The sequence below is a fragment of the Campylobacter sp. BCW_6465 genome (assembly GCF_001762815.1).
Lineage (GTDB): Bacteria > Campylobacterota > Campylobacteria > Campylobacterales > Campylobacteraceae > Campylobacter_D > Campylobacter_D jejuni.
In genome coordinates this window covers 21,237-43,589 of sequence record NZ_MJXN01000017.1, presented here as the reverse complement: position 1 = coordinate 43,589, position 22,353 = coordinate 21,237, and the positions used below count along the sequence as shown (strand labels likewise).

Genomic DNA, 22,353 nt, shown 5'->3' with positions numbered 1-22,353 from the left:
GAGAAATAATTATGAAAAAAAGTATTTTATTTACATCAGCACTTTTAGCTAGCTCAATGCTTTTTGCAGATAGTCTAAAACTTGAAGGTACTATTGCACAAATTTATGATAACAATAAAACCTTGCTTATTGACTCAATTTATGGCGGACAAATGGCTATAAAAGTTCTACCAAATACCGAAATAGAAATGGATGATTGTGGTATTTTTGGAACAGATAAAGATGGAACTTTTAAAGACTTAAAGGTTGGAAATTTTTTAGAAAGTAAAATTTCTTATGGAGCACCTGCTACACCAAATACTCAAGCTATTCCAGTAGCTAGAAAAATTGAAATTCAATGTTATAAAAAAGCTTATTAATATAAATCCCTTAACAAGGGATTTATAAAAATCATTCTTTACTAAACTACTTCATCACTCTTAAATAAAAATTTAAACTCTTTTTTAACAAGCAATTTATAAAATAACACTTATACTTTCATCCAAGGCAAATAATGAAAAAATGGATTTTTATTGTTTTTTGTTTTATATTAGGTTTTATTATTCATACATTTTATATAGGATACACTAACGAACTTTTATTTAATAAATTTATTAAAAACAGCAATCCTGATTATACAATTACAGATATTTACTTCAAAAAAGGTTTTTTAACTTCTAAAGGAAGTTTTACTTTAAATCACTCTCATACACAGCTTTCAACCAAAATCAACCTTAAATTTAATAATTATTTTTTCTTAAATAAAATTATAAAAGGAAATTTTACAAATCCTTTTGATTTTTTAGATGAAGTGTTAAAAAACAATAAATTAGGAACTTTTACTCTCAAATTACACGATAACAACTCTAAAATATTTCTAAATGTTAAAGATATAAATTTAAGCAATGAAGGCGGAGATACCATCATAAACGGCGGATATATTGAAGCTTTAATGAATAAAAATTTAGAAATTAAAAACATTAAAATACATTTTGATATGATTGATTTTTCTCAATTTTATACTAAATTTGTATTGCAAAATTTAAATTACGAACAATTTTTTAACAATCCTGTACAATTTTATGAGTTAAATTTATTTAGCGATAGCCAACAAGAGATCAACTTTGATTATCTTGTGCTAGATAACAATAAAATCAATTCTTTTTATAGCAAAAACCAAGTAAATTTTAATGAAGAAAATTCAACAATAAACTTAAACATACAAGGAAAATCCAATGAAATTAATATTGATCTTAAATCTTTATTGGGTCAGAATTTGAATTTTGACAAAACAAAATTTAACATAACCATAAATAAATTTCTTAACTCAAATTTCAATATCTCTCATTTTATTCAAAAAAATCTTGATCTAAAAATACAAAATTTAATTCTTGAAAAAAATAAACAAAATATCAGTCTACAAGGCAATTTAAATATTAACAACTCTTATCAAGCAAAATTACAAGTTATCAGTTCAGATGAGCCAGATGAAATTTTTCCTTGGACAAAGGATTATGGAGGTTTAAATCAATATTTTTTAAAAGAAAATAATAACTTTTTTCTAAATTTATCTTATGATAGCTTAGCCAATCCTCAGCTAAAAATTAATGGTAGTGAATTTTCAAATATGGATTTAAATTAATGAGCCTAGCTTTAACCTTTCGCCCTGAAAATTTTGATGATATTTTAGGACAATATGAGCTTATAGAAATTTTCAAAAAATTTACTGCTTTACAAAAACTTCCTCATAGTATTTTTTTTGGAACAGCAGGTTCTGGAAAAACAACTTTTGCTAGAGTTGTAGCCAAAGAATTTGGCTTAGATTTTTATGAATTTGATGGAGGAAATTTTAAACTCGAAGAACTAAGAAAAATTTTAGATAATTATAAAAATAGTCTTTATAAGCCTTTAATTTTTATTGATGAAATTCACCGCCTTAGCAAAACCCAACAAGAAATGCTTTTAATTCCTATGGAAAATTACCGTTTAATTTTAATCGGCGCAAGCACTGAAAATCCCTATTTTGTTTTAAGTTCTGGCATAAGAAGTCGTTCCATGCTTTTCGAATTTAAATCTTTAGGGGTAAAGGAACTTGAAACTTTACTTTTGCGTGTACAAGAAAAAATGAAATTTAGTATTGATAAAGAAGCTAAAGATTTTCTACTTAAAAGTGCTGATGCAAGAGCTATGCTAAATTTGCTTGAATTTGTCTTGGTTTTAGATGAAAAACATATCAGTCTTGAAAATCTTAAAAAACTTCGCAACACCATAAATAGTGAAGGTGTTAGCTCAAAAGATACACATTATATTTTAGCAAGTGCAATGATAAAAAGTTTACGCGGAAGTGACGTTGATGCAGCTATTTATTATCTTGCAAGACTTATTGATGCAGGAGAAAGTGCGGATTTTATCGCTAGGCGTTTGGTGATTTTTTCAAGTGAAGATGTCGGAAATGCCGATCCAAATGCTTTAAATTTAGCGGTTTCGACTCTAGAGGCTGTTAAAAATATAGGTTATCCTGAAGCAAGAATTATCCTAGCCCAATGCGTAGTTTATTTAGCAAGCACAATCAAATCTAATGCAAGCTACAAAGCTATCAATGAAGCTTTAAACTATGTAAAAAATAATGAAGCTTTAGAAATACCTAATTATCTTAACAACAATCATCAAGAAAAACAAAACTATCTTTATCCACATGATTTTGGTGGCTGGGTAGAGCAAAAATATCTTAGTAAAAATTTAAAATTTTATCATAGCAAGGGCTTAGGAGAAGAAGCAAAATTGTTAGATAATTTATATAAATTAAAAAATTATAAAGCTTAATTTTATTATTTAAAATTTACAAAATAAATGCTAAAATCAATATTTTATTTTCAAGGAAAAAGATGATTAAAATAGGAATTTATGGCGCTAAAGGACGCATGGGAAAACAGATTGAAGAATGTTTAAAAAGCGAAACGCAAGCACAAATTTCGATACTTTATAATAAGGGTGGAAATTTAGAAGAGCTTTTTGAAAAAAGCGATGTGATTATTGATTTTTCTTCCCCAAGTGGAACTCATGAGCTTTTAAATTATGCAAGAACTATGCCTAAACCTTTGGTAATAGGTACAACAGGACTTGATGAGAAAATTTTACATTTGATGCAAAGTGCTAGTGAAGTGATGCCGATTTTTTATGCGACCAATATGTCTTTAGGTGTTGCAGTTTTAAACTATCTTGCTAGTAAAGCCAGTCAAATGCTAAGAAATTTTGATATAGAAATTTTAGAAATGCATCATCGCCATAAAAAAGATGCACCAAGTGGTACGGCTATGACTTTAGCCCAAAGTGTAGCAAAAGCTAGAAATTTAGAACTTGAAAAAGTAAGAGTAAGTGGAAGAGATGGCATTATAGGTGAAAGAAGCAAAGATGAAATTGCTGTGATGAGTTTAAGGGGTGGCGATATAGTAGGACGCCATACAGTAGGTTTTTATGAAGATGGTGAGTTTTTAGAACTTAATCATACCGCTACTTCAAGGGCGACTTTTGCTAAAGGTGCGATTAAAATCGCTATTTGGCTTAGTAAGCAAGAAGCAAAAATGTATTCAATCAATGATTTTTTAGGAATTTAAAATGTGTGCAGTTGTAGGAGTTATCAATTCAAAAAATGCTAGCACTTATGCGTATTATGCACTTTTTGCTATGCAACACCGTGGGCAAGAGGCAAGTGGTATTAGTGTGAGTAATGGTAAAAATATTAAGACTATTAAAGCTAAAGGTGAAGTGAGTCAAATTTTTAATCCTGATAATCTAAAAACTTTAGAAGGTGAAATCGCTATAGGGCATAATCGCTATTCTACAGCAGGAAATTCAAGTTTAAACGATGCTCAGCCCATAGTGGCTACTTCGGTTTTAGGTGATATTGCTTTAGCGCATAATGGAAATTTAGTTAATAAAGAAGAAGTAAGATCAAGACTTATTCAAGATGGGGCTATTTTTCAAACCAATATGGATACAGAAAATGTTGTCCATCTTATCGCAAGAAGTAAGCAAGAAAGCTTAAAAGATAGATTTATTGAGAGTTTAAAAGAATGTATAGGGGCTTATTGTTTTGTTTTAGCAAGCAAAGATAAACTTTATGTTGTAAGAGATCCTCATGGAGTACGTCCTTTATCTTTAGGACGTTTAAAAGATGGAGGCTATATAGTTGCTAGTGAAACTTGTGCTTTTGATCTTATAGAGGCTGAATTTATTCGTGATGTTAAACCAGGGGAAATGCTTATTTTTACTCAAGGAAATGATAAATTTGAAAGTATAGAACTTTTTTCTCAAACTCCTAGAATTTGTGCTTTTGAATACATTTATTTTGCTAGACCTGATAGCATAGTAGAAGGCAAAAGTGTGTATGAAGTGCGTAAAAAAATGGGCGAAGCTTTAGCTAAAAAATTTGTTTATAAAGCAGACTTTGTCGTGCCTGTGCCAGATAGTGGAGTAAGTGCAGCTATAGGTTTTGCGCAATATTTACAAATCCCTCTTGAAATGGCAATAGTAAGAAATCATTATGTAGGAAGAACCTTTATAGAGCCAACTCAAGAGCTTAGAAATTTAAAAGTAAAACTAAAGCTTAACCCTATGCGTAAAGTTTTAGAAGGCAAAGAAATTGTAGTCATTGATGATAGCTTGGTGCGTGGCACTACTTCTAAAAAAATAATTTCTTTACTTCGTGCTGCAGGAGCGAGCAAAATCCATCTTGCCATAGCTTGTCCTGAGATCAAATTTCCTGATACTTATGGCATAGATACTCCAACTTTTGAAGAACTTATCAGCGCAAATAAAAATACTGAAGAAGTGCGTGAATATGTAGAAGCTGATACGCTAAGTTTTTTAAGCATAGAAGAATTAACCCAAAGCATAGGCAATGAAAGGAAATATTCTTTAATCAGTTTTGATGGGGATTATTTTATTAAATAATTTTATTTTAAATTAGGATTAGGCAAGGTTGCACTTGCACTTCCTACATTTATATTTTGAGTTGGTGGCAAAGGAGTATTTGGTGTATCAATTTGACTTAAAAGCTCTAAAGTTTGATTAAATTCGAAGCTTTCTTCAGGATTTTGCCCTAAGAATTTTTGCATAAATTCTTTTTTAGAAATAGCTTCATCAAGTTCTTTATCACTTCCTTTTTGATAGGCACCGATGCGAAGCAATACTTCATTTTCTTTTAAAAGCGAGTTTAAACGCTTAAATTTTCTTGCCCAAAGTTTATGTTCAGGACTTATAATGTCACTCATCACCCTTGAAGCAGAGTTTTGTATATTAATAGGAGGATAAATTCCAAAGTCTGTTAATTCACGACTTAAAACAATGTGTCCATCTAAGATAGAACGACTTTGATCAGCAATTGGATCGCTCATATCATCTCCATCTACCAAAACGGTAAAAAAGGCTGTTATAGTGCCTTTACCTTCTTCTTTACCCGTTCTTTCCATGAGTTGAGGCAAAAGACTTAAAACACTTGGTGGATAACCTTTGGTTGTAGGAGGTTCTCCAAGAGCTAGTCCTATTTCTCTTTGCGCCATAGCAAAACGCGTTACACTATCCATGATAAAAAGTACATCTTTACCTTGTTCTTTAAAGTATTCTGCCACACTCATTGCACAAAAAGCACCGTATTTACGCATCAAAGCACTATCATCACTTGTAGCAACAATAATCACTGTATCATCGAGCTTTCCGCCTAAATTTTTTTGTATAAATTCAGGAATTTCACGCCCCCTTTCTCCTATGAGTGCCACTACCTTTATAGGAGCTTTGGAATTTTTAACTATCATTCCCATAAGAGTGGATTTTCCTACCCCGCTTCCTGCAAAAATACCAAGTTTTTGCCCTACACCACAAGTTAAAAGTGCGTCTATGGTTTTAACACCCACGGGAAAAACTTCTTCTATAAGCCCTCTTTTCATCGCATCAATAGGTGCACGCATTATAGGCATATATTTACTTACTTCTATAGCTCCTTTACCATCTTTTGGACGCATAAAAGGATCTACTACTCTGCCTAAAAGTTCATCGCTAACGCCTATTTGCATACCTGCATCACTTATGAAAGCACGATCGCCTATCTTAAAACCTTCTATAAAAGAAAATGGGCTTAAATAGCTAAATTGTTCTTTGATTTCTACGACCATAGCTAGAGTGTTTAAATTTTCATTTTCATTGGAAACTAACTTCACTATATCTCCAACCCCTGTTTTAAGCCCACGAATTTCTATACTTGTAGCAGAAATTTTTGTAATCTCTCCAAAAATAGCACTTAAATTTTCTTTACCAAGTTTGGAACGTAGTTTTTCAAGATTCATTAAAATCTTACCTGTTTAGCAGAGTTTATGAGAGAAAAAAATTCCTCTCTAGTTTTTTCATTTTTCAAGAAAATTCCACGCAAAGCTGAAGTTGTAGTGGTGGAATTAGCTTTTTGTACTCCACGCATTTCAACACACATATGTCTTGCTTCTATGACTACACCCACACCTTTTGCATCGACATTTTCCATTAAAGCTTGTGCGATTTGTTCGGTAAGTTGTTCTTGAATTTGAAGTCTTCTTGCAAACACTTCTACAAGGCGTGGAATTTTGCTTAAACCTACTACTTTTTTATTAGGGATATAGGCTACATGAGCACGCCCAAAAAAAGGTAAAAGATGATGTTCGCAAAGACTGTAAAATTCTATATCACGCACCAAAACCATTTCATTATTAGAGCTTTCAAATAAAGCATTATTTAAAATATCTTTGACATTTTGCGTATAACCACTAGTAAGAAATTCATAAGCTTTAAAAACACGATTTGGTGTTTTAATCAGTCCTTCACGATTTGGATTTTCTCCTATAATTTCAAGCATAGTTTTAACACAATCTTCAAATTTTTTTTGCAAATTTTTCTCCAAAAATATTTTTATTATTTTAATAATAATGTAATATTGCAATTTTATCATAAATTACTTTAAAATTTTATGCAAGTAATAAGGAAAAATTTGCTATGATTGAAAGCAAATTTTATTTTATAAGGAAAAAAACTATGGAAGTAAAGGCAAAGCAACTAGATTCTGTTAATGCGACTGCTAGTGTAAAAATTCCTTCAGGAATGATCAAAAGTGAAGTAGAAAATTTAGCAAAAAAAGCTTCTAAAAGTGTAAAAATGGATGGGTTTAGACCAGGAAAAGTTCCTGTAAGTGCTGTACTTAAAAGATATGAAAGAGAACTCACTCAAGACGCGGAACAAAATCTTTTTAAATCTGCTGTAAATAGTGCTTTACAAGAACTTAAAAAAGAAAGTAAAGAGCTTGTAGGTGAGCCATATTTTGAAAAATTTGATCGTAAAGATGGAGAAATTATTGCTGAGTTAATACTTTCTTTTAAACCTGAAATCAAACTTGAGGGTTATGAAAAACTCATTCCTGAATACCAAACTCCAAAAGTAGGTAAAAAAGAAATTGATGAGAAAAAAGATGAACTTTTAAAGCGTTTTGCTACTCCTGAAGCTATAAAAACAAAAAGAGCTTTAAAAGAAGGTGATTTTGCAAAATTTGATTTTGAAGGTTTTGTAGATGATAAAGCTTTTGAAGGTGGTAAAGCTGAAAATTATGTTTTAGAAATTGGTTCTAAGCAATTTATTCCAGGTTTTGAAGATGGTATGGTAGGAATGAAAATAGGTGAAGAAAAAGATATCAAAGTAACTTTCCCTAAAGAATACGGTGCAGCGCATTTAGCGGGTAAAGATGCCGTATTTAAAGTAAAACTACATGAAATTCAAGAGCTTAAAATTCCAGAACTTGATGAAGAAATGCTTAAAAAACTTTTACCAGGAGAAGAAAAAACTAGTGTTGAAGTTTTAGATGAAAAATTAAAAGAGCAAATCAAAAACGAAAAGCTTTTTAAACTTGTAAATGACGAATTAAAAGGTAAATTTGCAGATGCTTTGATTGAAAAATATAATTTTGATTTACCTAAAGGCATAGTAGAACAAGAAACTGATATGCAAATGCGTGCAGCTTTTAATACTTTTAGCGAAAAAGAAATTGAAGAGCTTAAAGCAAGTAAAGAAAAATATCAAGAAAAACGTGATTCTTTTAAAGAAGAAGCGCAAAAAAGTGTAAAACTTACTTTTATTATTGATGAGCTTGCAAAATTGCGTAAGATTGAAGTAAATGATCAAGAATTGATTCAAGCGATTTATTTTGAAGCATATCGCTATGGTATGAATCCAAAAGAGCATTTAGAAAACTATAAAAAACAAGGAGCTTTACCTGCTGTGAAAATGGCTTTAATTGAAGAAAAACTTTTTAATGATATTTTTATGCCAAAAACAGAAAAATCGGAAAAATCGGAAAAAGCGAGCAAAAAAGAGAAAGAAGATAAATAATGTTTATTCCTTATGTTATTGAAAAATCCAGTCGTGGTGAAAGAAGTTATGACATTTATTCACGCCTTTTAAAAGATAGAATTATTATGCTAAGTGGCGAAATTCATGATGAACTTGCTGCTTCTATCGTAGCACAACTTCTTTTTTTAGAAGCTGAAGATCCTACAAAAGATATTTATCTTTATATCAATTCTCCAGGCGGTGTCATTACAAGTGGTTTTAGTATTTATGATACTATGAACTATATCAAACCTGATGTTTGTACGATTTGCATAGGACAAGCTGCTTCTATGGGAGCATTTTTGCTTAGTTGTGGCGCAGAAGGAAAACGTTTTGCTTTGCCTAATTCACGCATTATGATTCATCAACCTTTAGGTGGAGCTAGAGGTCAAGCCACAGATATTGAAATTCAAGCTAAAGAAATTTTAAGACTTAAAACTATACTTAATGATATTTTGGCAAAAAATACTAAGCAAAAAGTTACAAAAATAGCAAAAGATACAGAAAGAGATTTTTTCATGTCAGCACAAGAAGCTAAAGAATATGGACTGATTGATAAGGTTTTGGAAAAAAGTTTTAAATGATTTCTTTGGAGATCATTTAAAACAAAGGTTTTTTAATGGTTAGAAAAATTATCACTTATCCTAATCCTAGACTTTTTTTAAACTCTGAAATTGTAAATAAATTTGATACAGAACTTCACACCTTGCTTGATGATATGTATGAAACTATGATAGCAAGTAATGGAGTAGGTTTAGCAGCTATTCAAGTGGATATTCCTTTGCGTGCTTTACTTGTGAATATTTTTGATGAAAATGATGAACAAAAAAAAGAAGATTTGCTAGAGATTATTAATCCTGAAATTATTCCTTTAGATGAAGAAATGATCACTTGTACCGAAGGGTGTTTGAGTGTGCCAGATTTTTTCGAAGAAGTAAAACGCTATAATCATATCTTACTTAAATATCAAGATCGCTTTGGAGAATTTAAAGAACTTGAAGCAAAAGGTTTTTTAGCTGTGGCTATTCAACACGAAAATGATCATTTGAATGGACATTTATTTATAGAAAAAATTTCTTTTGCTAAGCGTCAAAAATTCGATAAAGAATTTAAGAAAAAGAAGAAAAATCATAAAAAAGAGAAATGAAAAAACTAAAGTGCATAAGCTTTCATGAAGGCTTAGACATTATAGAGGTAGAATCCACTTTTACAAGAGGTTTGCCAAATTTAAGCATAGTAGGACTTGCAAGTGTAGCGATTAAGGAAAGTGTCGAACGCATCAAAGCCATGCTTTTAAGTTGTGATTTTGCTTTTCCTGCTAAAAAAATTACTATCAATCTTAGTCCTTCAGGCATCCCAAAAAAGGGGTCTCATTTTGATTTGGCCATTGCTTTATTAATCCTTTTACAAAATGAAGAATTAGATGACTTTTTTGTAGTAGGAGAATTAGGACTTGATGGAAGTATTAAAAGCACAAATGAGCTTTTTTCTTTGCTTTTGTTTCTTTCTGCTAAAATTAAAAAAGCTAAAATCGTTGTTCCAAAAAGTATAGCACAAAAAGCTTCCATGATACCGAATTTAGAGGTTTATGGACTTGAAAATTTAAATGAAGCAATAGAGTTTTTTAAAGAAAAAAATTATGAAAATTTTCACTTCTCGCACAATCATCCTTTATTTACAAACCCTTTGCAAATAGAAAATGAAATTTTTTTACAAAATATGGATTTTAAACTTGATTTTAAAGACATCAAAGGGCAAGAAAAAGCTAAAAGAGCTTGTATGATAGCTGCTTTAGGTATGCATAATATCTTATTTGAAGGAAGTCCAGGAAGTGGTAAAAGTATGTGTGCTAAACGTCTTGTTTATATCATGCCTCCTCAAAGTTTAAGTGAAATTTTAATGCAAAATGCTTATATGTCTTTAGATTCAAAAGATTGTGAATTTACTAAAATTCGTGCTTTTCGTCATCCTCATCATACTTCTACAAGAGCAAGTATTTTTGGCGGAGGAACAAAAAATGCTAGAATTGGAGAAGTCGCACTTGCAAATGGTGGAGTATTGTTTTTTGATGAATTTCCACATTTTAACAAGCAAATCATAGAGAGTTTAAGAGAACCTTTAGAGGATTATAAAATTCATATTTCAAGAGTAAATTCTAAAATCACTTATGAAACAAAATTTAGCTTTATAGCCGCTCAAAATCCTTGTCCTTGCGGAAATTTATTTTCTAAAAATCTTTCTTGTGTTTGTAGTGAAAATGAGATTAAAAAATACAAAAATCACATTTCAGCTCCTATTATGGATAGGATTGATCTTTATGTAGCTATGGATGAGATTAGTAAGGATGATAAAACGAGTATAAGTTCTAAAGAAATGAGTGAAAAAATTTTACAAGCTTTTATTTTTGGTAAAAAACGAGGGCAAAAAGAATTTAATGGGAAATTAAAAGATGAAGATTTGAGTCGTTTTTGTGTATTGGAAAAAGATGCTAAAGATACGCTAGATTTAGCAATTTCACGTTATAATCTTTCTTTGCGTTCGCTTAATAAAATTTTAAAAGTTTCAAGAAGTATAGCGGATTTAGAACAAAGTCTTAATATTAACAAAACCCATATTTTAGAAGCTTTAAGCTTTAGAGCAAGGAATTAAAATGGAAAATAAAAGTATAGCTATCTTTATAGATGCAGAAAATATCCCTGCAAAATACGCTAAAAGTATTTTTGATATCGCTTCAGATTATGGAGAGGTTATCATTAAACGCATTTATGGGGATTGGACTCAAAAAAATATACAAGGTTGGAGAGAGCAAATTGCTGAATATTCTTTAATCGCTATGCAACAATTTAATTTTGCAGCCAACAAAAACTCAAGCGATATGTATTTAATCACTGAAATCATGTCCATATTTTATGAAAAAAATATAGATATTTTTGTTATTGTTTCAAGCGATAGTGATTATACTTCACTCATTCAAAAATTAAGAGAAAATAAAAAACAAGTTATAGGAATGGGGCTTGAAAAGTCTATAAAATCCTATGTAAATGCTTTTAGTGAATTTTTTTATTTAGATAAAGATGAGAGTAAAAAAGAAGATATTTTAAGTAAGGATTATTTAAGAGCTTTAATCAATATCACCGAACAGCTCATCGATGAAAAGGGGCGCGCTGAATACGCACAAATCCGCACTAATATGAACCGCAAATACTCGGATTTTCATCCGCAAAATTATGGTTTTAAGAATTTTCGTGCTTTGATCCAGAAATTTTTACCCAAAATGAAAAAATTTGAAGAAGAAAGAGAAAAAAATATATATTTTTTGGTGAAAAAAGATTATGAAAGCTATTATTGATAATATAAAAATTTTAGAACAAAATGCTATAAATAAAGGCTTAGATGAGCTTATTTTAATGGAAAATGCAGGATTAAATTTAGCCAAGCTGATTAAAAAAGAAGCTAAAAAAATCTGCATTCAACGCAAGATTAAAAAAGTAAAAATACTTTTTTTATTAGGCGGGGGTAACAACGCTTCAGATGGCTTGGTGGCTTTAAGAAATTTAAAACACGCTAAAGCTTATAAAATAGGATTTAAAGAAAATACGCTTTTTAAAAAACAAGAGCAAATTTTACAAAATTATGCTTTTAAATTTTGTAAAAAAGAACCCAATTTTAAAAAATTTCATATTATTATTGATTGTATTTTAGGCACAGGCTTAAATCGTTATTTAGATGAAAAAACAAGTTTAATAATTCAAAAAGTTAATCAAAGCAAGGCTTTAAAAATAGCTTGTGATATGCCTACAAATTTGGGATTTTATCCTTGTTTTAAAGCTGATATTACACTTTGCATGGGAGCTTTAAAGGAAATTTTACTTGAAGATTTTGCTAAGGAATTTGTAGGAAGGATTAAAATAGCCAATTTAGGCATTAGCTCTAAGAAATTTTACCCTAATTCTCAAGCTTTTTTGCTTGAAAAAAAAGATTTAAAAACTATAGATAGAAAAATCAACGCTAATAAAGGAAATTTTGGCCATATTTATATAGTTGCCAATGCAAGCGCTGGAACTTTAGCAGGACTTGGAGCCTTAAATTTTGGAGCAGGACTTGTTTCTTTAGTAGCACAAAAAAGCTTCTCGCCTCTTTTGATGTTAAAAGAAAAAATTGAAAATAATGCAAGTGCTATTGCTTTAGGTATGGGGCTTGAAAATTTGGATTTTCTAAAAGATGAAATTTTGCAAAACACTCCTTTGATCTTGGACGCAAACTGCTTTTTAAGTGAAGCTTTGCTTTGGTATTTAAACAGAAAAGATGTCGTTATAACCCCTCATCCAAAAGAATTTATAAAACTTTATAAAATGTGCTTTGATGAGGATTTAGATATAGAAACATTGCAAAAAAATCGCTTTTTCTATGCTAGAAAATTTTCGCAAAATTATGATTGTGTTCTTGTTTTAAAAGGAGCAAATCCTATTATTGTGCAAAAAGAAAAATTATTTGTTGTAAATTTGGGAAATCAAGCCTTAGCTAAAGGTGGGAGTGGAGATGTTTTAAGTGGAATGATTGCTACGCATTTAGGTTTTGGTTTTAGTGCTTTAGAAGCAGCAAAAAATGCTACTTTAGCTCATGGGCTTGTTGCAAAAAAATATAAATTTAATAAAAATAGCTTTGATGCTTTAAAACTTATCAAAGGATTAAAATGCTTGTAAAATTAGCTGTACTTTTTAGTGGAAATGGAAGTAATTTAGAAAATATTTTAGAAAAACTTCATAAAAAAACCATAGGGGAAAATACCTATGAAGTAGTACTTTGCCTTTGCAATAAAAAAGATGCTTTTGGTATACAAAGGGCAAAAAAATTTGGTCTTGATACTATCATTGTTGATCATAAGGCTTATAATACTCGTGAAGAATTTGATACGATTTTAGTACAAAAAATCAAAGAAAGTGGAGCAAATCTTACTGTATTAGCAGGTTTTATGAGAATTTTAAGTCCTGTTTTTACAAAAAATATTAAGGCAATTAACCTTCATCCTTCTTTATTGCCACTTTTTAAAGGAGCACATGCGATTAAAGAAAGCTATGAAAGTGATATGAAAGTAGCTGGCGTGAGTGTGCATTGGGTCAATGAAGAACTTGATGGTGGGATGATTATAGCTCAAAAAGCTTTTGAAAAAAGAAATTTGAGTTTTGAAGAATTTGAAGAAAAAATTCATAGCCTAGAACATGAAATTTTACCCTTAAGTGTGATTGAAATTTTTTCTTAAAGAATTAAAGGTATTTGCTTTAAAACTATAAAATATCGCTTTAAAAAAATTTTAAAATTTTCAAGGAAATTTATGTTTGAATGGATATTTAGTATTGATGCTTGGATTACTTTAGCTACTTTAAGTGCTCTTGAAATTGTACTAGGGATAGATAATATCATTTTTTTAGCTATTTTAGTAAGTAAACTACCCCCTGAACATCGTGATAAAGGACGTATCTTAGGTTTAGCTTTTGCAATGATTACAAGAATTTTACTTCTTTTGTCTCTTTTTTGGGTGATGAAACTTGTAACACCTTTGTTTAGCGTATTGGGCAATGAAATTTCAGGTAGAGATCTAGTTCTTTTACTAGGTGGGCTTTTCTTGATTGTAAAGTCTATTAAAGAAATTAAAGTGCAAATTTCTCATCAAGAAGAAAGTCAAAGTCATTTTAAAACAAGCAATAAACTTTGGATAGTTGTAGCTGAAATTGCTGTGATTGACATAGTATTTTCGCTTGATAGTGTGATTACCGCAGTAGGAATTGCTCAAGATGTAACCATCATGATTATCGCTGTTATTATCGCAGTAGCTGTGATGCTTTTTGCTTCTAAACCTATAGCAGATTTTGTTGAAAAATATCCAAGCATTAAAATTTTAGCCTTAGCTTTTTTGGTGTTAATAGGCGTAGTTTTAGTTGCTGAAAGTTTTGATATTCATATTGATAAGGCATATATTTATACTGCTATGGCTTTTGCTTTAGTGGTGCAAATTTTAAATATTTTAGATCAAAGAAAGGAAAAAAATGGCTAAAGACGCTAATGGAACAGAACTTAACGCAGGTGATAGCGTGAGTGTAATAAAAGATCTTAAGGTTAAAGGTGCAAGTACAACTTTAAAACGTGGAACTACTATAAAAAATATTAAGCTCACTTCTAAAGAAGGTGAAATTGAGGCTAGAGTAGATAAATTTGGCGTTATTGTTTTAAAAACTGAATTTTTAAAGAAAATCTAGGCAAAGAATGTGCGAATCTTACTTGTTTTAAGAGGGAATTATTACGCAGGACAAGAAGAATTTATCAAAAATAATAAACTTCAAAATTATACACTTGATTTAAATGCTTTGCGTCTTTTATCAGGAAGCGTTAAAAATATAGTCAGTGAATATAAAATTTTAAATGTTAAAAACGATGAAGATTTGAGTAAAATTTTACTCAAACTTCTAGAAATGCGTATGCAAAAAGGTGAGTTTTGCATCATAAACGCTTACAATGAAACATTAAAAATTTATAAAGACTTAGCTAAACAATATCGCTATAAAATGTATGTTATTGTTTTTGATAACTCTTTAAAACAATGTCAAGAAAAAAATCTTTTAGAAGCTAAAAAAAATGGATATATCATCCCTTATGCTCTTTTGGAAAAAACTCAAGATTTGCTCAAAAAAAATCCAAAAAAATACCCAATTTTAGACTCGAGCGATTGGAAAAAATGTCTTTACCAAATGCCAAATTTAAGCAAATACAAAAAAATTCATCATATAGGAGATTTACAAGGTTGTTATAGTGTTTTAAAAGAATACATTAAAACAATCAAAGAAGATGAATTTTATATATTTTTAGGAGATTATATCAACAGAGGTATAGAAAATGGCAAAGTAATAAAATTTCTTTTAAAAATTTGCGAAAAAGAAAATGTATGCTTATTAGAAGGAAATCACGAAAGACATCTTATAAAATGGGCTAATGGAGAATTGTCAAATTCCAAAGAATTTAATGAAAATACTTTAAAGGATTTTAGAAAAGAAAAACTTACTCCAAGAGATGCTAGAAAACTCTATCCTCATCTAAAAGAATGTTTATACTACAAATTCCAAAATAAATTCATATTTTGTTCACATGGAGGAGTAAATTTTATACCCTCCAAACCTGAAAAAATAAGTTTTATACCAAGCCATGATTTTATTTATGGTGTAGGTGGATATGAGGACAGTCAAAAAGTAGCAAATCAATTTTGTAATTTCACCTCGGACAATCTTTATCAAATCTTTGGACACAGAAATAAAGAAAAACTTCCTATGAAAATAGCCAAAAGAGTATTTTTATGCGAGGGTAAAATAGATGATGGTGGATATTTACGCGTAGTTACACTAGATAAAAAAGGTTTTGAGTGTATAGAAATTAAAAACCAAATTTACAAAAAGAAATAAGCCTAAAGAGGCTTATTCTTCATCTTTATTTGTTTTTTTAACCACCTTAACACGCTCTATAGAATTCCCATCCATTTTTTTAACTTCATAGTAACAAAGTTCATCTTCAATGCGATCTCCTACTATAGGCAAGCGTCCTAAAAGATTAAATACATATCCACCTATAGTAACTTGTTCTAAATCCTCATCATAGTTTATTACAAGCATTTCTTCAACAGTTTCTATATCGCATCGTCCTTGAAATTCATAGATATTTTCAGCAAGTTTTTTATAGCTGTCTTCTTCATGCTCGCTTTTAATTTCGCCAATAATTTCTTCCATGATATCTTCCATGGTTAAAATTCCAGCAGTTCCACCATACTCATCAACTACTAATGCAGTATGAGAGCGTTCTTTATTCATCATTACAAGTACTTTTGAAATGCTGATATTTTCAGGAACCAAAATCAAAGGTTTAACAAAAGTATCTAAATTTTGACTTTTATGGCTTAATTCATTTTGTATTATATCTCGTATGTGTATCATCCCTAAAATAGTATCTTTAGAACCGTCAATATAAGGAAAGCGAGTATGTTTATGTTCACAAATGATTTGCATATTTTCTTCGTAACTTTTTTGTTTATTTAGACAAATCATATCTTTTCTAGGAGTCATAATCTCTTTAGCAACAGTATCTGAAAAATCAACAGCATTGCGTATGATCTCTGTTTCAAATTCATCTAAAACTCCACCTTTTTGACTCTCACTTGCTATGATTTTAATTTCTTCTTCGCTATGAGTTAGCTCGCTTTCTTTAGCAGGTTTTATTCCAAAAAGTTTCAAACTTATAGCTGCTAAAAAATCGAAAATTTTAATACAAGGCAAAAAGAGTATCCAAAACCAATGAAGCGGTCTAGCTATAAATAAAACTGCTTTATCCGCAACTGCAATAGCTATACTTTTTGGCACAAGTTCTCCTAAAACCACATGTAAAAGAGTAATAATGCTAAAAGCAATAATAAAAGCTATAGTATGGATAATAACAGTGCTAAAACCAAGATTAATAAGCGGAATTTCTAGCATTTTTGCAATAGCAGGTTCACCTATCCAACCAAGAGCTAGAGAACTTAAAGTGATTCCTAATTGACAAGCACTAAGATAAGTATCGAGTCTTGAAGTAACCTCCAAAGCTTTCTTGGCACCAGCTTTTTTTTCTTTTACCATCTCTTCAAGCTTGGAACGACGTACTTTAACAATACTAAATTCAGACAAAACAAAAAAACCATTTAAAAACACTAGAGCAAGTGCAACAACAACCATAAGTATAGAATATCCTGCATCAAAAGATGCTGTAGAAGTTTGGTTTAAATCCAAAACCTGACTGGGGTCCAATGAAGCTCCTTAAGAAATAAAATATTATTAAACCTTATTATACACAATTAAAAGTAAATTTAATATTTGAATTTTTTCTTGTATCTTATTAAGATAAAAGCTAAGACTTATAAGAAATATTTTTCTCAAATTCTTTTAAACGCTTATATATGCTTCTAAGTTGAGTGATAGTTGTCCAGTTTGTGATAAAAACACTAAAAGAGCTTCGTACTTGATCAAAAGCATTGTTAATCTGCATTACAATACCAAGTCCTATAGCTCCAGCAAAAAGCCCTGGTGCCATGATTAAAAATGGCACTATAACTATCATTTGCTCAAATAAAATGAGCCAAATATTAAAATATCCATAATGTAAAAAAAGTCTTTTATAGTTAAATTTAAGCCCTGTAAAAAGCTCTATCATAGTCTCATTTTTAGCATATTCTTTGCGATTATCCTCAGCATAAACAAGCTCTTTTCTAAAAGCTGCTTCAGCTTTTTGATTGTTATATTCAAGTCCAGGAAGCTTAATACCTACAAACCATGACACAACCAAGCCTCCTAAAGAAATCAAAAGTGCAATATAAACAAGCAAACCATCAATGTTTTTTAAAAAATAAAAAGAAGAATTTTCGCTTAAATTTGCAAATAAAGCTTTACTCACAACATCACTTAAACTCCATAAAATCGGAATAAATGCTACAAGGGTCATCAAAGCTTTTATAAAACTAAGTCCTAAACTCTCTACGATTTTGGAAAAATTATAAGTATCTTCTTGAATTCTTTGCGAACTTCCTTCTATATTGTCATCTTTATTTTTCCAAAATTTTAAATAAGAAAAAGTCATAGCCTCACGCCACTTAAAAGCATAGACGCTAGCAAAATAGATATTAATCGTAGCGATTAAAACATAAGGAATAGCAATAGCCAAAAAAACTAAAATCAAAGCATAAAAATCATTTGCTGAATAATTTGGCTTTTCAATCATAGCCCTAGAGTTGAAAAAATATTCTAATAAATTTTGATAATAATACAATGCGCCTTTATTGATAAAATTAGCTTTTTGGAAATTTTGCTCAGCTCTTTGATTAGCCTCTTGGATTAAAGTGGCATTATTTTCGAAATTAGTTTCTATTTTTTGCGTAGAATTAGAATCCAAAAGTTCTATTTTTGGCTTTTGTAAAACATTGTAAAAATCACTATACCATGAATTTATAGCAACATTAAGACTTGTTTGAATAAAAAGAAAAAATAAGAGTAAAAAAAGTCCTAAATAAGCCCATAAAGCCCATTTTTTACTTTTAAAAAATGAAGAAAACATGCTACCACCTTTTAAAAGAAAAATTTTAATCAACTTTATTTAATCAAGAGTTTATTAAAAATCATAAATTTATCAATATATGTGTCAAAAATAAACCTCTTTATTCTTTAAAGAAATATAAAAATATAAATATTACGTCATATTTACTTTTTAATATTAATATTTCTTATCAAAATATCTAAAAAAGGAATTAATGTCTATGAAAAAAATAATTTTATTTTTACTATGCGTTGGCTTTGCTTTTGCTTGCTCTGAACATTCTCATACCGATTTTAAAGATCTTAATAAAACCGAGTATAATTCTCAATAAGGGATAAAATATGAAAAAAATCTTCTTTATGTTTTTAACAGCTGTTTCATTTTTAGGTGCTAGTGAGCTTAATATTTACTCAGCAAGACATTATGATGCTGATTTTGAAATCATAAAAAAATTCGAAGAAAAAACAGGCATTAAGGTCAATCATACTCAAGCTAAAGCTTCAGAACTTATTAAAAGGCTTTCTCTTGAAGGAAATAACTCTCCTGCTGATATTTTCATCACAGCTGATATTTCAAATCTTACAGAAGCTAAAAATTTAGGACTTTTATCCCCTGTTTCATCAAAATATTTAGAAGAATTTATACCTGCTCATTTAAGAGATAAGGATAAAGAATGGTTTGCGATTACAAAAAGAGCAAGAATTATTGCTTACAATAAAAACGCAAATATCGACATTAGCAAAATGAAAAATTATGAAGATTTAGCAAAAGCTGAATTTAAAGGAGAAATTGTTATGAGAAGTGCTACAGCTCCTTATAGCAAAACTCTTTTAGCATCTATTATAGCTAATGACGGAAATAAAGAGGCTAAAACATGGGCTAAAGGTGTGCTTGAAAATCTTGCGACAAATCCAAAGGATGGAGATAGAGATCAAGCCAGACAAGTATTTGCAGGCGAAGCTAAATTTGCAGTTATGAATACTTATTATATAGGGCTTTTAAAGAATTCTAAAAATCCAAAAGATGTAGAAGTGGGCAATTCTTTGGGTATTATTTTTCCTAATCAAGACAATAGAGGAACGCATATTAACATTAGCGGTATTGCTATGACAAAATCAAGTAAAAATCAAGATGCGGCTAAAAAATTTATGGAATTTATGTTAAGTCCTGAAATTCAAAAAATTCTTACTGATAGTAATTATGAATTTCCTATAAGAAATGATGTAGAATTAAGCCAAACGGTAAAAGATTTTGGAACTTTCAAAGAAGATCAAATCCCTGTGAGTAAGATAGCAGAAAATATTAAAGAAGCGGTTAAAATTTACGATGAAGTCGGTTTTAGATAATGTATAAAACCTTAAAATACTATAAACTCGGGGCAATTTTACTTGCCCTTTTTCTCGCTTTACCTATTTTTGGTATTTTTGCTGAACTTTTTTATATTTTATTTCAAAATTTTAATACAAGTAATTTAACCCAATTTTCATCTATTAAAGAAAATTTGAGTCATTTTTTTGATTATTTATTTTTAAAATTCATCAAAGATACTTTTATAATTAGCATGGGAGTATTGTGTTTAAGCTTGATTTTGGGTGTGAGTTCTGCTTATTTGATCGCAAATTATGATTTTTATTTCTGTAAAATTTTAGAAAAATTACTCATTTTACCCTTAGCCATATCTGCTTATATTTTAGCCTTTGTTTATGTGGGAATTATGGATTTTCAAGGATTTTTTCACGAAAATTTTGGCTTTAGAATAGATTTTTTCAATCATTATGGTGTTATTTTTGTTTTGGCTATTTCTTTATATCCTTATATTTATTTATTTGCTAAAACAGCTTTTAAAAGTGAAGCTAAAGAGGCTTATGAAGTAGCTAAAATCATGAAGTATTCTGAATTTAGAATTTTTACACGCGTGGCACTTTTGAGCGCAAGACCTGCCATTTTTTCTGGAGCTTTATTGGTTTTAATGGAAACTTTAAGTGATTATGGTGCAAGTGCTTATTTGGGAGTGGATACTTTTTCGGCTGGAATTTTTAAACTCTGGTATGATTTGAATGATTCTTATTCTTCTAGTGTTTTATCGGGTATTTTAATGCTTTTTGTATTTTTGATTATGTATGTGGATTATTATTATAAAAATAAACATCATTATAGTTTTAATCAAAATTTAGCTCTTTTTATCAAAAAAAGAAATTTAAATCCTATTAAACAAATTCTATCCTGTATTTATTGTTTTATGATTGCTTTTGTAGGTTTTATTTTACCTTTTATTTGGCTAGTTTATTGGGGGCTAAAAGATCATAAGCTTTTTGAATCACAATTTTATATTATCAGTTTTCAAACTATAATCTTAGCTTTAGTCACTGCTTTAATTACCACTTTTTTAGCTTATTTTTTGATGTTTAGTTCTAGGATAGTTAAAAATCATTTTTTTAATTTATTTATTTTAAAAATAAGTTCTTTGGGTTATTCTATACCTGCTGCTGCTTTAGGGATTAGCATTATAGTGCTTTTTGTATTTTTGGATAAAATTTTTCATATGAGTTTATTAGGAAATTCTTTACTTGTTCTTGTTTTTGCTTATGTAATTCGTTTTTTAGCGAGTGCAATTTATTCTTTAGAGGGAGGATATAATAAAATTCATCTAAATATTGATGAGGCAAGTTTAAATTTAAGAACGAGTTATTTTATTTTATTTTTTAAAATTCACACACCTTTAATGAAACATTTTTTATTTTTGGCTTTTATTATTGTTTTTATTGATACGATTAAAGAACTTCCTTTAAGTAGAATTTTAGCACCTTTTGGCTTTGAAACTTTAAGTGTTAAAGCTTTCTGGTTTGCAAGTGATGAAAGAATTTATGATGCAGCTTTGCCTTCCTTGTTTATCGTTTTTCTTTCTTTAATGGTTGTTGTTTGGATGGATAAAATCACAAGGAAAGATGATGTTAGAAATTAAAAATTTATCTAAAAATTTCGGAAAAATACAAGCTTTAGAAAATATCAATCTTCATATCAAAGAAGGAGAATTTTTAAGCATTTTAGGAGGTAGTGGAAGTGGAAAAAGCACGCTTTTAAGGATTATTGCTAAGCTTGAACAAGCTAGTTCTTATGATTTGTTTTCTTGCAAAGGTGAAGTGGCTTTGATGTTTCAAAATTATGCTTTATTTCCTCATTTAAATGTTGAGAAAAACATACTTTTTGCACTTTACGATAAAAAAGATAAAAATCAAATTTTAAATCATTTGCTTAAAACTTTTGAAATTGAAGATTTAAGATATAAAAAAATCGATGAAATTTCAGGAGGGCAAGCGCAAAGAGTGGCTTTTGCTAGAGCTATAGCAAGAGGATGTCAGCTTTTGCTTTTAGATGAACCTTTTTCTAATTTGGATCAAAATTTAAAACAGGATTTAAGAAGAGAATTGAAAAAAATGATAGAAAATCAAGGCATTACGGCTATTATGGTAACTCATGATATTGAAGATGCTTATTGTATGTCTGATCAAATCGCTTTTTTAGAAAAAGGAAAAATTTTAGCTCATGCAAATCCTAAAGAGCTTTATTTTAAGCCTGATTTTAAAAGTGCGCAAATTTTACCTGATTTAAATATCATAGAAGAAAAACTTGATTTAGAAGATGAATTTTTTGCTTGGATAGCTTCAAAAAATTATATTTTTGGTTATGCAGAACTTAAAATAGGAAATCGCTTTGAGGCTAAAATTTTACAAAAAGAATTTTTAGGGGCTTTTTATAGACTTAAGTTAAGATATAAAAATATAGAATTTTTTATGTTATTAAGCTCAAATTATAACTTAGAAGAAAAAATAAATTTTGATATTATCAATTTTTAGTTAAAATTCCTAAAAATCTTTT

At 29.5% G+C, this 22,353-nt stretch carries 23 protein-coding genes; 19 read left to right on the top strand and 4 right to left on the bottom strand.

The annotated features are described in order from the left end of the window. Window positions 1-11 precede the first annotated feature (11 nt). From AJ886_RS01715 to purF, 5 genes are all read left to right on the top strand, one after another. Window positions 12-359 carry a hypothetical protein gene (locus tag AJ886_RS01715; protein WP_070287051.1) on the top strand — a complete coding sequence of 116 codons (348 nt, stop codon included), beginning with the start codon at window positions 12-14 and terminating at the stop codon, window positions 357-359. Between the two features lie 134 nt (window positions 360-493). After that, a complete protein-coding gene (locus tag AJ886_RS01710; RefSeq protein ID WP_070287050.1) occupies window positions 494-1,621 on the top strand; it encodes a hypothetical protein in 1,128 nt (375 codons plus the stop codon). Continuing rightward, on the top strand, window positions 1,621-2,802 hold the full coding sequence (locus tag AJ886_RS01705; protein ID WP_002861008.1) for a replication-associated recombination protein A: 1,182 nt from the start codon (window positions 1,621-1,623) through the stop codon (window positions 2,800-2,802). The genes AJ886_RS01710 and AJ886_RS01705 overlap by 1 nt, the downstream gene beginning before the upstream one ends. A 62-nt stretch (window positions 2,803-2,864) precedes the next feature. Continuing rightward, window positions 2,865-3,593: a 4-hydroxy-tetrahydrodipicolinate reductase gene (gene dapB, locus AJ886_RS01700; RefSeq protein WP_002861007.1), complete on the top strand. Its 729-nt coding sequence runs from the start codon at window positions 2,865-2,867 to the stop codon at window positions 3,591-3,593. A gap of 1 nt (window position 3,594) precedes the next feature. Further along, complete coding sequence (gene purF / locus AJ886_RS01695; protein WP_070287049.1) at window positions 3,595-4,932, top strand: amidophosphoribosyltransferase; 1,338 nt, start codon at window positions 3,595-3,597, stop codon at window positions 4,930-4,932. Between the two features lie 2 nt (window positions 4,933-4,934). Here purF and fliI read toward each other — a convergent pair whose 3' ends face one another. Beyond that, window positions 4,935-6,320: a flagellar protein export ATPase FliI gene (gene fliI / locus AJ886_RS01690; RefSeq protein WP_002854283.1), complete on the bottom strand. Its 1,386-nt coding sequence runs from the start codon at window positions 6,318-6,320 to the stop codon at window positions 4,935-4,937. Continuing rightward, the gene (folE, locus tag AJ886_RS01685; RefSeq protein WP_002880936.1) at window positions 6,320-6,892 is read right to left on the bottom strand and encodes a GTP cyclohydrolase I FolE; all 573 of its coding nucleotides are present in this window, start codon (window positions 6,890-6,892) and stop codon (window positions 6,320-6,322) included. The genes fliI and folE overlap by 1 nt, the downstream gene beginning before the upstream one ends. A 143-nt stretch (window positions 6,893-7,035) precedes the next feature. Between folE and tig the strand changes: the two genes are divergently transcribed. The 10 genes from tig to AJ886_RS01635 all read left to right on the top strand — a co-directional run bounded on the left by tig (window position 7,036) and on the right by AJ886_RS01635 (window position 15,827). Then, window positions 7,036-8,379, top strand: a complete 1,344-nt coding sequence (gene tig / locus AJ886_RS01680; RefSeq protein WP_070287058.1) for a trigger factor — start codon at window positions 7,036-7,038, stop codon at window positions 8,377-8,379. Then, window positions 8,379-8,963, top strand: a complete 585-nt coding sequence (gene clpP, locus AJ886_RS01675) for an ATP-dependent Clp endopeptidase proteolytic subunit ClpP (protein ID WP_002861003.1) — start codon at window positions 8,379-8,381, stop codon at window positions 8,961-8,963. The genes tig and clpP overlap by 1 nt, the downstream gene beginning before the upstream one ends. Window positions 8,964-8,998: 35 nt before the next feature. Next, on the top strand, window positions 8,999-9,526 hold the full coding sequence (gene def, locus AJ886_RS01670; protein ID WP_002861002.1) for a peptide deformylase: 528 nt from the start codon (window positions 8,999-9,001) through the stop codon (window positions 9,524-9,526). Then, window positions 9,523-11,028 carry a YifB family Mg chelatase-like AAA ATPase gene (locus tag AJ886_RS01665; protein ID WP_070274893.1) on the top strand — a complete coding sequence of 502 codons (1,506 nt, stop codon included), beginning with the start codon at window positions 9,523-9,525 and terminating at the stop codon, window positions 11,026-11,028. Before def ends, AJ886_RS01665 begins: the two co-directional genes overlap by 4 nt. 1 nt (window position 11,029) lies before the next feature. Continuing rightward, window positions 11,030-11,728: an NYN domain-containing protein gene (locus AJ886_RS01660; RefSeq protein ID WP_002826913.1), complete on the top strand. Its 699-nt coding sequence runs from the start codon at window positions 11,030-11,032 to the stop codon at window positions 11,726-11,728. After that, a complete protein-coding gene (locus tag AJ886_RS01655) occupies window positions 11,712-13,082 on the top strand; it encodes a bifunctional ADP-dependent NAD(P)H-hydrate dehydratase/NAD(P)H-hydrate epimerase (RefSeq protein ID WP_070287048.1) in 1,371 nt (456 codons plus the stop codon). Before AJ886_RS01660 ends, AJ886_RS01655 begins: the two co-directional genes overlap by 17 nt. Beyond that, a complete protein-coding gene (purN, locus tag AJ886_RS01650; protein WP_044779778.1) occupies window positions 13,073-13,639 on the top strand; it encodes a phosphoribosylglycinamide formyltransferase in 567 nt (188 codons plus the stop codon). The genes AJ886_RS01655 and purN overlap by 10 nt, the downstream gene beginning before the upstream one ends. 72 nt (window positions 13,640-13,711) lie before the next feature. Then, the gene (locus tag AJ886_RS01645; RefSeq protein WP_070287047.1) at window positions 13,712-14,431 is read left to right on the top strand and encodes a TerC family protein; all 720 of its coding nucleotides are present in this window, start codon (window positions 13,712-13,714) and stop codon (window positions 14,429-14,431) included. After that, complete coding sequence (locus AJ886_RS01640; protein WP_002857271.1) at window positions 14,424-14,633, top strand: alkylphosphonate utilization protein; 210 nt, start codon at window positions 14,424-14,426, stop codon at window positions 14,631-14,633. The genes AJ886_RS01645 and AJ886_RS01640 overlap by 8 nt, the downstream gene beginning before the upstream one ends. Window positions 14,634-14,642: 9 nt before the next feature. Continuing rightward, the gene (locus AJ886_RS01635) at window positions 14,643-15,827 is read left to right on the top strand and encodes a metallophosphoesterase (RefSeq protein WP_044778718.1); all 1,185 of its coding nucleotides are present in this window, start codon (window positions 14,643-14,645) and stop codon (window positions 15,825-15,827) included. 12 nt (window positions 15,828-15,839) lie between these two features. On the opposite strand, the gene AJ886_RS01630 is transcribed toward AJ886_RS01635, so the two are convergent. Further along, on the bottom strand, window positions 15,840-17,198 hold the full coding sequence (locus tag AJ886_RS01630; RefSeq protein WP_002860995.1) for a hemolysin family protein: 1,359 nt from the start codon (window positions 17,196-17,198) through the stop codon (window positions 15,840-15,842). A gap of 100 nt (window positions 17,199-17,298) precedes the next feature. Continuing rightward, the gene (locus tag AJ886_RS01625) at window positions 17,299-18,498 is read right to left on the bottom strand and encodes a putative transporter (protein WP_052859058.1); all 1,200 of its coding nucleotides are present in this window, start codon (window positions 18,496-18,498) and stop codon (window positions 17,299-17,301) included. 193 nt (window positions 18,499-18,691) lie between these two features. On the opposite strand from AJ886_RS01625, the gene AJ886_RS01620 reads away from it, so the two are divergent. From AJ886_RS01620 to AJ886_RS01605, 4 genes are read left to right on the top strand one after another with little or no spacing between them, the layout of a single operon-like run. Further along, window positions 18,692-18,808: a hypothetical protein gene (locus tag AJ886_RS01620; RefSeq protein ID WP_011812694.1), complete on the top strand. Its 117-nt coding sequence runs from the start codon at window positions 18,692-18,694 to the stop codon at window positions 18,806-18,808. A 10-nt stretch (window positions 18,809-18,818) separates the two neighbouring features. Next, complete coding sequence (locus AJ886_RS01615; protein ID WP_070287046.1) at window positions 18,819-19,823, top strand: Fe(3+) ABC transporter substrate-binding protein; 1,005 nt, start codon at window positions 18,819-18,821, stop codon at window positions 19,821-19,823. Continuing rightward, complete coding sequence (locus AJ886_RS01610) at window positions 19,823-21,439, top strand: ABC transporter permease (RefSeq protein ID WP_070287045.1); 1,617 nt, start codon at window positions 19,823-19,825, stop codon at window positions 21,437-21,439. The genes AJ886_RS01615 and AJ886_RS01610 overlap by 1 nt, the downstream gene beginning before the upstream one ends. Further along, entirely contained in the window at window positions 21,423-22,331 is a 909-nt protein-coding gene (locus tag AJ886_RS01605; RefSeq protein ID WP_083261777.1) for an ABC transporter ATP-binding protein, read from the top strand. Before AJ886_RS01610 ends, AJ886_RS01605 begins: the two co-directional genes overlap by 17 nt. The last annotated feature ends 22 nt before the right edge of the window (window positions 22,332-22,353 follow it).

What these genes read in the sequence shown, in the direction of transcription:
- AJ886_RS01715 (WP_070287051.1), top strand. Translation starts at nt 12, where the DNA reads ATGAAAAAAAGTATTTTATTTACATCAGCACTTTTAGCTAGCTCAATG.
- AJ886_RS01710 (WP_070287050.1), top strand. Translation starts at nt 494, where the DNA reads ATGAAAAAATGGATTTTTATTGTTTTTTGTTTTATATTAGGTTTTATT.
- AJ886_RS01705 (WP_002861008.1), top strand. Translation starts at nt 1,621, where the DNA reads ATGAGCCTAGCTTTAACCTTTCGCCCTGAAAATTTTGATGATATTTTA.
- dapB (WP_002861007.1), top strand. Translation starts at nt 2,865, where the DNA reads ATGATTAAAATAGGAATTTATGGCGCTAAAGGACGCATGGGAAAACAG.
- purF (WP_070287049.1), top strand. Translation starts at nt 3,595, where the DNA reads ATGTGTGCAGTTGTAGGAGTTATCAATTCAAAAAATGCTAGCACTTAT.
- fliI (WP_002854283.1), bottom strand. Translation starts at nt 6,320, where the DNA reads ATGAATCTTGAAAAACTACGTTCCAAACTTGGTAAAGAAAATTTAAGT.
- tig (WP_070287058.1), top strand. Translation starts at nt 7,036, where the DNA reads ATGGAAGTAAAGGCAAAGCAACTAGATTCTGTTAATGCGACTGCTAGT.
- clpP (WP_002861003.1), top strand. Translation starts at nt 8,379, where the DNA reads ATGTTTATTCCTTATGTTATTGAAAAATCCAGTCGTGGTGAAAGAAGT.
- def (WP_002861002.1), top strand. Translation starts at nt 8,999, where the DNA reads ATGGTTAGAAAAATTATCACTTATCCTAATCCTAGACTTTTTTTAAAC.
- AJ886_RS01665 (WP_070274893.1), top strand. Translation starts at nt 9,523, where the DNA reads ATGAAAAAACTAAAGTGCATAAGCTTTCATGAAGGCTTAGACATTATA.
- AJ886_RS01660 (WP_002826913.1), top strand. Translation starts at nt 11,030, where the DNA reads ATGGAAAATAAAAGTATAGCTATCTTTATAGATGCAGAAAATATCCCT.
- AJ886_RS01655 (WP_070287048.1), top strand. Translation starts at nt 11,712, where the DNA reads ATGAAAGCTATTATTGATAATATAAAAATTTTAGAACAAAATGCTATA.
- purN (WP_044779778.1), top strand. Translation starts at nt 13,073, where the DNA reads ATGCTTGTAAAATTAGCTGTACTTTTTAGTGGAAATGGAAGTAATTTA.
- AJ886_RS01645 (WP_070287047.1), top strand. Translation starts at nt 13,712, where the DNA reads ATGTTTGAATGGATATTTAGTATTGATGCTTGGATTACTTTAGCTACT.
- AJ886_RS01640 (WP_002857271.1), top strand. Translation starts at nt 14,424, where the DNA reads ATGGCTAAAGACGCTAATGGAACAGAACTTAACGCAGGTGATAGCGTG.
- AJ886_RS01625 (WP_052859058.1), bottom strand. Translation starts at nt 18,498, where the DNA reads ATGTTTTCTTCATTTTTTAAAAGTAAAAAATGGGCTTTATGGGCTTAT.
- AJ886_RS01620 (WP_011812694.1), top strand. Translation starts at nt 18,692, where the DNA reads ATGTCTATGAAAAAAATAATTTTATTTTTACTATGCGTTGGCTTTGCT.
- AJ886_RS01615 (WP_070287046.1), top strand. Translation starts at nt 18,819, where the DNA reads ATGAAAAAAATCTTCTTTATGTTTTTAACAGCTGTTTCATTTTTAGGT.
- AJ886_RS01610 (WP_070287045.1), top strand. Translation starts at nt 19,823, where the DNA reads ATGTATAAAACCTTAAAATACTATAAACTCGGGGCAATTTTACTTGCC.
- AJ886_RS01605 (WP_083261777.1), top strand. Translation starts at nt 21,423, where the DNA reads ATGATGTTAGAAATTAAAAATTTATCTAAAAATTTCGGAAAAATACAA.